At 60.2% G+C, this 12,530-nt stretch carries 12 protein-coding genes; 5 read left to right on the top strand and 7 right to left on the bottom strand.

The window, feature by feature from the left end; translation table 11 throughout:
• Window positions 1-22 precede the first annotated feature (22 nt).
• Window positions 23-787 carry a substrate-binding periplasmic protein gene (locus P0D71_RS15355; RefSeq protein ID WP_091809055.1) on the bottom strand — a complete coding sequence of 255 codons (765 nt, stop codon included), beginning with the start codon at window positions 785-787 and terminating at the stop codon, window positions 23-25.
• Window positions 788-940: 153 nt separating this feature from the next.
• Here P0D71_RS15355 and P0D71_RS15350 point away from each other — a divergent pair, with 153 nt between their 5' ends.
• The gene (locus P0D71_RS15350) at window positions 941-1,765 is read left to right on the top strand and encodes an IclR family transcriptional regulator (RefSeq protein WP_408187460.1); all 825 of its coding nucleotides are present in this window, start codon (window positions 941-943) and stop codon (window positions 1,763-1,765) included.
• Window positions 1,766-1,884: 119 nt separating this feature from the next.
• Here P0D71_RS15350 and P0D71_RS15345 read toward each other — a convergent pair whose 3' ends face one another.
• Complete coding sequence (locus tag P0D71_RS15345) at window positions 1,885-2,196, bottom strand: H-NS histone family protein (RefSeq protein WP_091805727.1); 312 nt, start codon at window positions 2,194-2,196, stop codon at window positions 1,885-1,887.
• A 215-nt stretch (window positions 2,197-2,411) separates the two neighbouring features.
• On the opposite strand from P0D71_RS15345, the gene P0D71_RS15340 reads away from it, so the two are divergent.
• From P0D71_RS15340 to P0D71_RS15325, 4 genes are all read left to right on the top strand, one after another.
• Window positions 2,412-3,041 carry a TetR/AcrR family transcriptional regulator gene (locus P0D71_RS15340; protein WP_408480830.1) on the top strand — a complete coding sequence of 210 codons (630 nt, stop codon included), beginning with the start codon at window positions 2,412-2,414 and terminating at the stop codon, window positions 3,039-3,041.
• 325 nt (window positions 3,042-3,366) lie between these two features.
• On the top strand, window positions 3,367-4,266 hold the full coding sequence (locus tag P0D71_RS15335) for a LysR family transcriptional regulator (protein ID WP_408480828.1): 900 nt from the start codon (window positions 3,367-3,369) through the stop codon (window positions 4,264-4,266).
• Window positions 4,267-4,367: 101 nt separating this feature from the next.
• Window positions 4,368-5,708, top strand: a complete 1,341-nt coding sequence (locus tag P0D71_RS15330; protein WP_408480826.1) for an MFS transporter — start codon at window positions 4,368-4,370, stop codon at window positions 5,706-5,708.
• Window positions 5,709-5,712: 4 nt separating this feature from the next.
• A complete protein-coding gene (locus tag P0D71_RS15325; RefSeq protein ID WP_408187456.1) occupies window positions 5,713-6,429 on the top strand; it encodes an aldolase in 717 nt (238 codons plus the stop codon).
• 76 nt (window positions 6,430-6,505) lie between these two features.
• On the opposite strand, the gene P0D71_RS15320 is transcribed toward P0D71_RS15325, so the two are convergent.
• The 5 genes from P0D71_RS15320 to P0D71_RS15300 all read right to left on the bottom strand — a co-directional run bounded on the left by P0D71_RS15320 (window position 6,506) and on the right by P0D71_RS15300 (window position 12,499).
• On the bottom strand, window positions 6,506-7,339 hold the full coding sequence (locus P0D71_RS15320) for an AraC family transcriptional regulator (RefSeq protein ID WP_408187455.1): 834 nt from the start codon (window positions 7,337-7,339) through the stop codon (window positions 6,506-6,508).
• A 209-nt stretch (window positions 7,340-7,548) separates the two neighbouring features.
• Complete coding sequence (locus P0D71_RS15315; RefSeq protein ID WP_408480824.1) at window positions 7,549-9,051, bottom strand: DHA2 family efflux MFS transporter permease subunit; 1,503 nt, start codon at window positions 9,049-9,051, stop codon at window positions 7,549-7,551.
• A 261-nt stretch (window positions 9,052-9,312) separates the two neighbouring features.
• Window positions 9,313-9,990, bottom strand: coding sequence for a glutathione S-transferase (locus tag P0D71_RS15310; RefSeq protein WP_408480822.1), 678 nt, complete (start codon window positions 9,988-9,990; stop codon window positions 9,313-9,315).
• A gap of 73 nt (window positions 9,991-10,063) precedes the next feature.
• Entirely contained in the window at window positions 10,064-11,287 is a 1,224-nt protein-coding gene (locus P0D71_RS15305; RefSeq protein ID WP_408480820.1) for a dienelactone hydrolase family protein, read from the bottom strand.
• Window positions 11,288-11,512: 225 nt separating this feature from the next.
• A complete protein-coding gene (locus P0D71_RS15300; protein ID WP_408480819.1) occupies window positions 11,513-12,499 on the bottom strand; it encodes a zinc-dependent alcohol dehydrogenase family protein in 987 nt (328 codons plus the stop codon).
• Window positions 12,500-12,530 lie beyond the last annotated feature (31 nt).

Raw genomic sequence — 12,530 nt, 5'->3', positions numbered from 1 at the left:
GTTCCTTATTCGGAAAGCGACGTCATTCCACCTGCCACTTCTTGACGATTTGCGTGAGCGTACCGTCGGCCTTGATCTTTCTGATGCCGGCATTCAACTGCTCCAGCGTCGCCGTGTCGCCCTTGCGCACGACGAAGCACACCTGGCCTTTCACCGACGGTTGATAGCCACTGACGAGGCGCAATTGCGGATTGGGATTGTGCTGAAGCTGGTAGGCCAGAATCGGATGGTCGCCGAAGCCCGCCTTGATGCGGCCGAGCGCGACGTCGCGCATGATGTCGGCGACTGAATCGTAGGTGCGCACTTCCTTGAAGATGCCCTTCTTGTTCAATGCATCGACGAACGCGGTGCCGACCTGTGCGCCGACCACTTCGCCCTTGAGGTCGTCCATGGACGTGTACTGTCCTTTGTCGTCGGCGCGCACGATCAGGCCTTCGCCATAGGAGTACACGGTGTCGGAGAAATCGACGACCTGCTCGCGCGCCGGCGTTTTCAGCATGGCCGCCGAGATGATGTCGATCTTCTTCGTGGTCAGCGACGGAATCAACGCGGAGAACGTGGTTTGTTCGATCTTCACGTCAAAGCCCGCCGCCTTGCCGGTCGCGGTGATCGCGTCGACCAGCAGGCCCTGGATCGAATTGGTCTTCACATCGAGAAAGGTGAACGGCACACCGGTGGCCGTCGCTCCAATCTCGTACGTAGTGGCGGCCACGGACAAGGCCGGCGCACCGGCGAGCAGCAATCCTGTTGCAAAGACACTGGCGAAGCGTTTGGCGAACTGGAACATGAGTCTCTCCACGAGTTGACGACGGTCGTTCGGAATATCGGTAACCATCAGTTGGTGCATATTATTCGAATCAAAAATATCGGTGGATGAAATTTGCGTATCGATATACGATATGCTAGAGTCAATAACGATAGAGAACAATTGGGTGATTCCATGACACGCAAGACGCTCAACGCACCGCCGGAAGCGCCCCCGGAACCGGAGGAAACGCCGGACGCACTGTTCAATCAGTCGCTGGAGAAGGGCATCGCGGTGCTGCGCGCGTTCAGTGCACAGCGAAGGTCGATGACATTGCCGGAAGTCGCGGAGGCCACGGCAATCACCAAAAGCTCCGCGCAACGCATGATCTACACGCTGGAGAAACTCGGTTACGTGCGTAAGCATCCGCGTACCAGGCGCTATCAACTGGCGCCGCGTGTGATGCAGATCGGCTTCAACTATCTGGCTGCGGACACGTTGATCGACGTCGCCAATCCGTTTCTCTCCGAACTCACCAATGTCACCGGCGAGACGACCAATCTGACCGAGCCGGATGGCGTCGATATGGTCTACGTGGCGCGCTTCGTGTGTATGAAGTTCGTGCCGATTCACATGCCGATCGGCAGCCGCATTCCGATGTACTGCACGGCGTCGGGGAGAGCGTATCTCGCGGCGCTTCCGGAAAACGAGTCACATGCGCTGCTGCTCGCGAGCGATCGCGTTGCGCATACGCAGTACACCGTAACGGATATCGACGAGATCGTGACGCGGCTCGCGCTCGGACGGCGCAATGGCTATGCGTCGAACCGCGAGGAACTGTTCATCGGCGATATGACGATCGCGGCGCCGGTGCTCGACGGGGAGCGTCGGCCGGTCGGTGCGGTTCACGTCGTTGCGCCGACGAGCCGGTGGACGCCGGCGGAAGCTGAAGCACGCTTGGCCCCCGCCGTGATCGATTGCGCGCGCGGTATCAGCAACTCGATTCGAACGCTTGCCTGAGGGCGGGCGGCTTGATCGACGTTACTCTGTGCGCACCATGATGATTCGCAAAGAGATAGACATCCTTATCAAACTCGCGGATCAAGGGCGCATGGAATACGCTTGAACGTCTGCAACCCTTAGTTCGATCCGGCGTCGTCAGGCTGCTTAACCAGAAAATCGTCGTAGCGCCGGTTGCGGATCCACGAAGGCGCGCGGCCACGGCCGCTCCACGTCGCGCCGGTGACGGGGTCCTGATACTTCATTTGAGGCGGCCTGGTGTTGTACCTGCCGCGCCGGTCGACGCGCAACTGGTTCGGCACAAGGTTGAAGAAGTTCATGACCTGCCGGACGTGTTCGATCGCGGCTTTCTGTTCCTGCTGCCAGGCGACCAATATCCGCTCATCGAGTTGGGCGAGTTGCTGCTTCAACATCTTTACCCTGCTGCTCATGCTTTCTTTCCGTAGTACATGACCAGGTTGTTGCATTGCGCCCTGGTGTTTGCGGTTGGCTCGCAGTTGACTCCGCAGGCTCGCCCTCATCGCGTTGCGTAAGCACGCTCAGAGGACCACCCGAGGCTCCTGATTTCGCATATCAAGTGATATGCGAAATGGATTCGTAATAATAGCCAGTTGAATTTTAAATATCAACTGATATCCTTCCGGCCATGAAGAAGGCGACCCCACCCCCGCGCCTGAGCCGCGAAGAAAGCCGATTGCAAACGCGCACGCATTTGCTTGCCGCGGCGAAGCGGCTGTTTGTCGAGCGAGGCTTCGGCGCCACTTCTCTAAGAGATATCGCGGCCGAAGCAGGCTACACGCAGGGCGCTTTCTATTCGAATTTCGCGAGCAAGGAAGAGCTGTTCGTCGAATTGATGCGAGAGCGGTCAAAGGCGCAAGTGGGCGATATCGTCCGTACGTTGAATGACCCATCCTCGTCCGCGGACGACATTTTGAGCGCGTTGGAAGTCTGGGCGCAGACACTCGATGCCGAGCCCGAGTGGTCGGTGTTGGGCGTTGAATTCAAGCTTCAGGGGCGTCGCAATCCCGTTTTTGAAGAAGCCTCACAGGCGTTGCTGGACGCTCACCGTTATGGCCTTGCCTATTGCATCGGGCAGATCTTCGCCAGACTGGAAAAAGTGCCGCCCGAATCGCCGACCGTCTTGGCGGCGTCCTTCATGGGGCTTTCGCAGGGCCTCGCTTTGCAGCGGTCGCTGCTTTCCGACGCACCCATCGGCCATATGATCATGGTGTTTCTGCGCGGCTTGTTAGCCGCGGCGCCCTCTGTGCGCTCCTGAACCTGTGCTTGTCGTTCGCAGCGAATCTTCAGAGCTCGGAACGAACGGCAAGCGCATTCCGAAGCAGATGCGGTGCAGCGCCGCATCGCTCGATATAGCTTATTGGGCACAGTCTTCCAGACGACCCACAATCGCTGTCTCGCTGCGGTCTTGTTCCTGATCGGGGTCGGCTCATAAAGCGCCGACAATCATAGAACCGTGTCCATGCCGTGATCATCGACTGCACGGACAACATCCGCAGTCGATCGATGCTGCCCGCCGCGATCGGCTCACCGGATGGGTAACATGTACGCCAGCGGCATTTCATCCACCAATCCTCCTTTCTATGAAAACGCTTGCCAGCCGGGACAATCAATTGCGCATGTTCGTCGCCGTAGCGAAGGCGAGTTCGCTGCGCGAGGCAGCCGAGATTCTCGCTATCACGCAGCCCGCTCTGAGCAAGCAGATTCGCGCACTCGAAACAGCGCTCGACACGAAGCTATTTCTTCGCCACGGCCGCGGCATGCAGCTGACGCCCGACGGTCACGCGCTCTTTTTGAAAGTCGAGCCGCTGCTGAATTCGCTCGACGCCGCGTTCGAACATTCGGGGCATCTGTCGCGGCAGGGCGGGACGCTGCGCATTGCAACCGTTCAAACGTTGATCGCGTATTTCGTTCCGGAGTTGAGCCGTCAGATGCTCGCGCTCTATCCCGATGTTCACCTCACCATTCACTGCGACAGTTCCGCGAACGTGGTCGAAAGCGTGGAGCGCGGCAAAGCGGATATCGGCTTCGTCTACGAGACCGCAGTGGATGTGCCGGATCTAATCAGCGAACCGCTTTTCGAAGAGCGGCTGGCCTTGTACACCGCCGCAGACGACGATACAGACGCGCATGCATTGACCAACCTGGCCGCGCTGAAACTGATCCTTCCGCCAAAACCTTACGCGTTGCGCCGCATGGTCGAACGATCGCTGGGCGGCAGTGTGCAGCCGTATATCGAATGCGATTCGCTCGAACTAAGTTTGCGGCTCGTGTCGATCAGCGGCGGCGTGACTGTCCTGCCGGAGAGCTTGCCGCGCGATATGGTCGAGGATCGTGGGCTGCGCCGTACGCCGTTGAATGCGGTCCCATCGCGCCGGCTGGTCGCGATATCACGCAGCGTGCGCGGCCAGTCGCGGGCGTTCGACGCCGCACTTGAAATTGCCTTGCGCGCGGGCCCGCAAGGCGCGATAACTTCAGGTTAATCCAGAGTTATTTCTGGGCACATATCCCGCGTCGTTCACCGGACCAATACTGACGCCAGTTCGGCCGCCTCCCGCCGACCACCGAAGTGAGGAGATCACCCGTGAACGACCCGTTTTCCGCGCTCGAAGGCGTGAGCACAACAACGCGCAGATCGCCGCTGCCGGCCCGCTATAAGGCGGTCATCTCGGCCACAGTCGGATCGATCATCGAGGGCTTTGACTTTATCGCCTACGGCACGGCCGCCGCGCTCGTATTCAACCGGCAGTTCTTTCCCAACCTCGACCCGACGAGCGCGACACTCGCGTCGTTCGGCGCATTCGCGACCGGGCTGTTCGCGCGGCCGCTCGGCGCCATCCTGTTCGGGCATTTTGGCGATCGGCTCGGCCGCAAGTCCGTGCTGACCTTCTCGTTGTTCCTGATGGGCTTTTCTACCATTGCGATTGGTCTGATACCGAACTTCGCCGTGATCGGCACGTGGTCCGCGGTGCTGCTCGTCGCGCTACGCATTTTGCAAGGCATCGCGCTGGGCGGCGAAATGGGCGGAGCCGTGCTCATGGCAGTCGAGCATGCGCCGTCCAGTCGCGCGGGCCTCTTCGGAAGCCTGCCTCAAATGGGTCCGCCGATCGGCTTACTTCTTTCTACATCGGCGTTCAGTCTCTTGAGCCGACTGCCGGAAGAGGCTTTTCAAAGCTGGGGATGGCGTATTCCGTTTCTTGCCAGCATCGCGCTGGTCTTGCTAGGCGCATTCGTACGGCGAAGCGTTGGTGAGTCGCCCGCCTTCGAAAAAGCCGCAAGCGGGCGACAACGGGTAGACGTGCCGCTGTGGCAACTGCTCACGCGTCATAAGAAGTCATTGCTGCTGGCAATCGGCGCGAAGCTTCCCGAAGTGACGCTTTACTACGTACTCACCGTATTTCTGGTTTCTTACGCGTCGACGCGTTTGGGATTCAGCCGTAGCGCGGTGTTGCAGACCGTCATGATCGGCGCGGCAATCCAGATCGTCACCTTGCCGCTATTCGGCTGGCTGGCCGACCGGGTAGGCGTACGCCGGTTCTATATGTTCGGCGCTGTCGTCATGGCGCTTAGCGTCGTGCCTCTGCTGCGGTGGATCGATAGCGGCAGCCTCACGGCGTTACAGGTTGCGGTGGCTATTGCGCTAGGGTTCAACTATGCGTTGCTATTCGGTCCGCAGTCGGCACTCTTTGCCGCGCAGTTTCCAGTCAATGTGAGGCTTTCCGGCATATCGATCGGTATTCAGTTTGCAGCGGCGATTGGTGGCGGGCTGGCGCCGATCGTGGCGACTTCACTGGTGGCGCAATATCACGGTCTGCAGCCGATCGCGATCTATGTCGGCGCACTCGCGGCGCTCGCCGTGCTTTGCACACGTTTGATGAAAAGCGCCCCCACGACGCCAACGCCGCGCCATTCGCAAGGAGAGTGATTCAATGAAACAACGGTCAACCATTACGGGCATCGGGAACGCGCAAGCGTCCTTCCCCCTCGAAAAACTCGCCGATGCCTGCCGCATCCTGCACGCGAAAGGTCATATGGCGAGTCTCGCCGGTCAGATCACGTGGCGCGATGCGTCGAACCGCGGATACTGGACGCCGGCTCTCGGAAAAAGCTTTGCAGAGGTGACGCCCGCATCGATGATTCTGGTGGACGATGAACTGACGGTGTTGGAAGGCGACGGAACTCCGAACCCGGCAGTGAGGTTTCATACGTGGGTTTATCGACATCGGCCGGACGTTCATGCGATTGTGCACACGCATCCGCGACACATCAGCGCGCTCTCGATGCTGGGTATACCGTTGCCGGTCGCGCATATGGACGCCTGCATGTTCTACAACGACTGCGGCTTTCTTGAGGAATGGCCCGGCGTGCCAATCGACGATGAAGAAGGCCGAATCATCAGCGCGGCATTAGGCGACCGGCGCTCGGCTTTGCTTGTCAATCACGGCTATATCTGTGCGTGTGCTTCGATTGAAGAAAGCATTTATCTCGCAGTCTCGATGGAGAACGCGGCCGAACTCGCCTTGCTGGCGATGGCCGCCGGGACGATCAAACCCGTGCGGGCAGATCTGGCGCAGGCGGCGCACGACTTCCTGTTGCAACCGGCGATCGTTAATGCAACGTTCGCGTATTGGGCGGGAGATGTTTGATGAGGTGGGGTTGGGTGCGGGTTATGCGTGGGTGGGGGGCGATACGCATCCACCCGCGTGTCGACAATCGCGTCGATCATATCTTCAACGGCAACCAGATCTCGAGCCCGCCCATTCCACTCACCGGATCGAACTTCTCGTCATATCGCTCGAAATTCGGCGCATCCGCAGGCACTTGTCCCGATGCCGGCAACCATTGATTCCAGATCGTGTTCCAGGTGCGACGGATGGCCGAAACATGCTCGCGGTGACTGAACACCGCGTAGCGTTGCGGGGGAATGCGCAAGCGGCTCAGCTCGCCCGGCAATGCCGAGAAATCGCCGACTTCGACGCCGCATAGATAGTCGATGTTGCCCGCGTCGTCGGCGTTGTAGCAGACGCCGTACGCCACGTTGCCGATCTGGCCCGGCACTTTGCCGAAGTAGTGGTTGAAGCGCTGCCATTGCGATGGGATCGCAGCGGAGGTTTCGCAGGTATAGCGTTCGCTCAGACCCGCAACCAGAAGCGCTTTACCGTCTTCAAAGCGCGGCGGTTCGAGATGGGCTAGCAGGGTTTCGTCCATTTTGATCGGCTCCACGATGGCGAGATTGTCGAGATGGCCACGCGCGCGCAGCGCGTCGGGCGTGAGCCCGAATTGCTCGCGAAATGCGCGCGTGAATGCCTCGTGAGAACCGTAGCCGGCTTCGATGGCGACCGCGAGAATGTCTGGTGCGCCGCTCGCCAGGCGCCGCGCCGATTCGCTCAACCGACGCGCGCGAACATAGCGCATCACCGAAAAGCCCGTGGCCGCTTCGAAGGCGCGCGCCAGGTGAAAGCGCGACACGCATCCGCAGTCGGCGATGTCTTCCAGTGACAACTCGCGGGCAAAGTGGCTTTCGATAAACCACAGCGCTTTTCCAACCGGGTTCATGTGGGATCTCATGTCAGCATGGAACCAGCATAGCTCGACGCAGGCTGCCGTATTTGATCGTGCTTGCGGTTTTCAACAGCGAAGCGGCTTGGCCGCCATGCTCAGACTGATCGCGTTCGGACAGATCTTCGTCAAACAGTGCCTTGCTCCCACACAAGTCCCAATCGAAACGTACTAACCCAGCCGCCCGGCAACAGGTCTACGGCTGCTCAATAATTCTCGCTTGCGGCATTGTTTCCAGCGGCTCTCGACTGCCCTTCTGTGGCTGGCGCGTGCTGGCCGCCGTGGCTTTCGTGTTGAACTCCACTCGCCACCCCCGTCCGCAACAACACCCCACCCATCACCCCCGCCGCGGCCGCAAAAATCGCCCCGAACAAAAACGCGACGTGATACCCACTATTCAGCGCGGCCACGGCATCACCCGCCCCCTGCATCGCCTCACTCCGCGCCGCAGCAAGACTCGCCAGTACCGCAAGCCCAAGCGCGCCACCCATCATGAACGACGTATTAACGATTCCGGACGCGAGTCCTGAATCACTCGGATCGACATCGCTCATAGCGGCCAGCAGCATCGGATTGAATGCAATACCGGCGCCGAAGCCCAGCAAAATCATCCCCGGCATGACGTCGAGCACAAAGCTGCCGCCAACCGGCGCTCGGGCGAACAACGCAAGACCGCACGCCGCGACCAGCAGCCCTACCGCAAGCGGAACACGCAGGCCGAAGCGCATCACCACCCGCGCCGACAGCCCAAGCGAAAAGAACCCCATGATCAGATTAGCCGGCAAGAACGCGAGCCCGACCTGCAACGGCCGATAACCGAGCACGCGCTGCAGATACAGCGCGGAAATAAAGAACCACGCAAACATTGCAGCCGCCCACAGCACGCCGACCACGTTCGCGGTCGCAACATTGCGCAAGCGGAACAGACCGAGCGGCATCAAAGGATGCTGGACGCGCGATTCGATCGCCAGAAACACGGCAAGCAGCGTCAACGCGGCGAACAGCAAGCCGAGCGTCTGCGCCGAAGTCCAGCCAGCTTCATTGCCATTCACGACGGCATAGACGGCGAGCATCAGCGAAACGGTGACGGACACCGCGCCGGCCACGTCGAGCTTCTCTCCATGCGCATGCCCGCGCGCCGACGGCAACAGCGCAACACACAGTGCGTACACAGCGATGCCGATCGGCAGATTGACGAGAAAGATCCAGTGCCAGCTCAGCAGATTGGTGAGCAACCCACCGAGCAACACGCCGATGCTGCCGCCGCCCGCGCACACGAAGCCGTACACGCCCATGGCTTTCGCTCGCTCGCCGGGTTCGGTGAACAGATTCATGATGAGCGATAGCGAAACAGCAGAGACGATAGCGCCCGCCACACCTTGAACGGCCCGCGCGCACACGAGCAGCACTTGCGAGTTCGAAATGCCGCACGCAAGCGACGCCAACGTAAACAACGTGATGCCGATAAGAAACAACTTGCGGTGTCCATACAGATCACCGAGCCGTCCACCCAGCAGCAGACAGCCGCCGAAGGTCAGCATGTACGCATTGACCACCCACACGAGGGACGTTTCGGTAAAACCGAGATCCGCCGCGATGGACGGCAGCGCAACGTTCACGATCGTGGTATCGAGCACGATCATGAGCACGCCGAGGCACAGCACGATCAGTGCAAGCCAGCGTTTGTTGCCGTGGATGGAATGGGTCATGCGGGCGGCTCCTTGGCCGTGGTCGATGGATGCCGGACGCGCGGCTGCTGAAGTCGGCACCGCGCCAAGAGAAACGCAACCCGGCGCTGCGCCGACCAGCCAGTGGGCCATGCGTTGACGACGAAACGCGCTGACGAAACGCGCTAACAAAACGTGTCGTCAAAAACGCGCTTGACGACACGCGTTGCCGACAATGGGATTTTCCAGTCTAGCATCCGCGACTTTTGGCCCACAACTACGATTTCCAGGGCCGCGCAGATCTCAATCGCCGCCAAGCAATTCGTACTTGCCGCCACGTTCCAGCGCCCGCTGGTAAGCCGGTCTTGCATGAATGCGTTTGAGAAAATCCACCACCGCCGGAATCTGGCCTTCCATGCCGCCGCGCGCCGTGGCGGCTTCGAGCGGAAAACTCATTTGCACGTCCGCCGCCGTGAAGTCGTTGCCGACGAACCAGCCGGTCTTGCTCAACTCCTGATTGATATAGCCGAGGTGCAGCTTCAACTGCGGATCGATAAAACTCGATTGCAGTGTGGCGGCGATCTTGCGCGCAATTGGCTTGGCGAAGAACGGCATCGGCGCGCTGGCAATGCGCAGCGCGACGAGTTTGAGCAGCAGCGGCGGCATCGCCGAACCTTCCGCGTAGTGCAGCCAGTAGGTATAACGCAGCCGCTCCGGCGTGGCAGGTGCCGGCGCAAAGCGTCCCTGCCCGTATTTGTCGATCAGGTATTCGATGATCGCGCCCGACTCGGCGATAGTCTGGCCATCGTCGGTAATGACGGGCGACTTGCCGAGCGGATGCACCGCGCGCAACTCGGGCGGCGCGAGCATCGTTTCCGGATCGCGCTCGTAACGCTTGATCTCATAGGGAACGCCAAGTTCTTCGAGCAGCCACAAGACGCGTTGCGAGCGGGAGTTGTTCAGATGATGAACGGTCAGCATGGGTCGGGGGATGTTGGCCAATGAAGTGTCACATCATAAGGACGTTGTGCAGAGGCAGGCCTCTAGTCGCAGCTCACACGCTTGATTTGGCGCCCATCAACTGATTGGACGGCAGCGTTTCGTCGAGCAGTTTGCGCGCGCTTTCGATCCCGGCGACCGGCAGTCCCTCGGGGTTCAGCAAGCCGACCTGCACGAGTACGGAAGCCTGATCCCAATAGATGTGCTCGTTATAGAGCTTGTCGCCGCGAAAACACACGACAGCCAGCATGGGCACCTCGAAATACTTACCGGTTGGAGCGACGCCCGGTAGTAACCAGTCGATCTCGCAGCTATGTGTGCAGCTAAAAATGAATTCATCGACGATACGATCCGCGCCAATGGTGCGCGAAATCGGAATCAGCTTCGTATCGGCGGGATTCGAGTTGACGAAGTGATGCGTATAGAAGCGCTTCAGGTTGTCATGGCCGACACCGCCGGTCATGGTCGGAACGTGATTGACGTAGGGCTGCGCGACCATGGTCGGCATGACGGCGTCCACGTCGCGCGTGGCGAACTCGTAATAGCAGTGAGCTTCCCACAGCGCGTTGAGATCATAGACGGGCCCCAGCACTTTGCGCAGCAGCGCAAGCGTGCGCGAATACGCCATCATCGCGGCGGGTTTGTCGTATTGCGGGCGCGACGGCGCGGCAAACGCGTGATCGCAACCGGGATACACGTATTGCTCGATCTGCGGCCGCGTACGTAACGCCGCGCTGATCCGTTCGCGGGTTGCCGGCGGACAGTGCGAGTCGTTTTCGGGGAAGTGAAACACCATCGGGCAGCGAATCGCCGGCACTTCATCCAGATACGCTTCGAGGCCCACGCCGTAGTAGCTGACCGCGCAGTCGATATCGGTGCGCGCGGCGCTCAGGAACGCGAGCTTGCCGCCAAGACAGTAACCCACTGTGCCTACCTTGCCGGCCTGTTCGGGCAGGGTGCGCAACGCCGCGATGGTGGCGGCGATATCGTCGATGGCCAGGTCTGTGTCGAACTGGCCGAGATAATCGAGCGCCTGTTTCATGTCGGCCTCGCCATAACCAAGATCGATGCCCGGTTTGATCCGCCAGAACAGGTCCGGCACCAGCACGACGTAACCTTCTTCGGCGAAGCGGTCGGCCGTCGCCTTCATGATGTCGTTGATGCCGAAAATTTCCTGCAGCAGCACGAGTCCCGGTCCCGACCCTTGCGCCGGACGGGCGATGTAGGCGTTGAACCGGCCGCCATCCTGGGCGACGACTTCGATGAAAGAGGCGGTCATGCGGTGTGTCTCCCATGCAAAACGATCCCACGCAAAATGATTGCCTGGGGAATGTGAGCCAGGCCATCGTCTGCAACTCGAAGCGTTCGAGTTTGCCGGTTTCGGTATGCGGCAATGCACCGGCATAACGATGACGCGAGGGTATCTCTACGACGCCTCGCTATTTTTCCCGAAATCCCGCGAATGCGCGACCGTTTCGTCGTACGGTACATTCCCGCCCGGTTCTTAGTCCACGTCGACCACGATCTTTCCGGTGTTCGTCGCATCGACAATCGACTGGTAAGCAAGCTCCGCGTTGCCGAAGTCGAAACTGCGTGAGTCCAGCTTCGGCACCAGCTTGCCTTCCTCGATGAGTCGGGCCGCTATACGCAGCATGTCGCCGTGGTGCTCGCGATGTTTGCCGGTGAGCAGCGGCGACAGCGTAAAGACACCCGAATACGTGGCCTCACGGAAAGACAACGGAGCCAACGCATGCGTTCCCCAGCCCAATGCGCTGACAACGTGACCAAATTGCTTAACGGCTTTGAACGAAGCATCGAGTGACGCGCCACCCACGGTATCGGCGACGAGATCGAACCCTTCGCCTTGGGTCAACGCATCGACATACGCTTCGACCGAGTTCGCACGATAGTCAATCGGCGTAGCGCCATACGCTTTGATCACGTCCAGATCCTTTGCGCTGACCGTCGCGAAGACCTGTGCGCCCATCGCAATCGCCAGCTGAACCGAAACATGGCCGACGCCTCCTGCGCCGCCCTGCACGAGCACCGTTTGACCCGCCTGCAACTTCGCCCGGTCCGCGATGCCTTCGTAGGATGTGATGAAGCTCAAAGGAATCGCCGCGGCCTCTTTCATCGAGAGATTCTTCGGCTTATGAGCGAGCAATCGTGCGTCCACGGCCTGGAACTGCGCAAGCGAGCCCTGCAAGCCACCCACGCCGCCGGTCATGCCGTACACGTCATCGCCGACGCTGAAGCCGCTCACGCCTTCGCCGACTGCCTCGACAGTCCCGGCCATGTCGATGCCAAGCACCAGCGGCAGCGGGTGCTTCGCATGCGCGGCGTTACCCGAGCGGATTTTGGTGTCCAGCGGATTGAGGCCGGCAGCCTTCACGCGCACCAAGACCTGGCCGCGTTCGGCTGTCGGCGTCGGGAGGTCGGTAAGTTCCAGAGGACCGTTGTAACGGTTGAGCACAAGCGCTTGCATAGTCATGACATTTCTCTCGATGGTGTGCCGGAACGGC

Source organism: Paraburkholderia sp. RL17-383-BIF-A (assembly GCF_046028015.1).
Lineage (GTDB): Bacteria > Pseudomonadota > Gammaproteobacteria > Burkholderiales > Burkholderiaceae > Paraburkholderia.
This window is presented reverse-complemented; position numbering and strand designations above follow the sequence as displayed.

Coding starts and splice junctions, on each gene's coding strand:
- P0D71_RS15355 (WP_091809055.1), bottom strand. CDS start 787: ATGTTCCAGTTCGCCAAACGCTTCGCCAGTGTCTTTGCAACAGGATTG.
- P0D71_RS15350 (WP_408187460.1), top strand. CDS start 941: ATGACACGCAAGACGCTCAACGCACCGCCGGAAGCGCCCCCGGAACCG.
- P0D71_RS15345 (WP_091805727.1), bottom strand. CDS start 2,196: ATGAGCAGCAGGGTAAAGATGTTGAAGCAGCAACTCGCCCAACTCGAT.
- P0D71_RS15340 (WP_408480830.1), top strand. CDS start 2,412: ATGAAGAAGGCGACCCCACCCCCGCGCCTGAGCCGCGAAGAAAGCCGA.
- P0D71_RS15335 (WP_408480828.1), top strand. CDS start 3,367: ATGAAAACGCTTGCCAGCCGGGACAATCAATTGCGCATGTTCGTCGCC.
- P0D71_RS15325 (WP_408187456.1), top strand. CDS start 5,713: ATGAAACAACGGTCAACCATTACGGGCATCGGGAACGCGCAAGCGTCC.
- P0D71_RS15320 (WP_408187455.1), bottom strand. CDS start 7,339: ATGAACCCGGTTGGAAAAGCGCTGTGGTTTATCGAAAGCCACTTTGCC.
- P0D71_RS15315 (WP_408480824.1), bottom strand. CDS start 9,051: ATGACCCATTCCATCCACGGCAACAAACGCTGGCTTGCACTGATCGTG.
- P0D71_RS15310 (WP_408480822.1), bottom strand. CDS start 9,990: ATGCTGACCGTTCATCATCTGAACAACTCCCGCTCGCAACGCGTCTTG.
- P0D71_RS15305 (WP_408480820.1), bottom strand. CDS start 11,287: ATGACCGCCTCTTTCATCGAAGTCGTCGCCCAGGATGGCGGCCGGTTC.
- P0D71_RS15300 (WP_408480819.1), bottom strand. CDS start 12,499: ATGACTATGCAAGCGCTTGTGCTCAACCGTTACAACGGTCCTCTGGAA.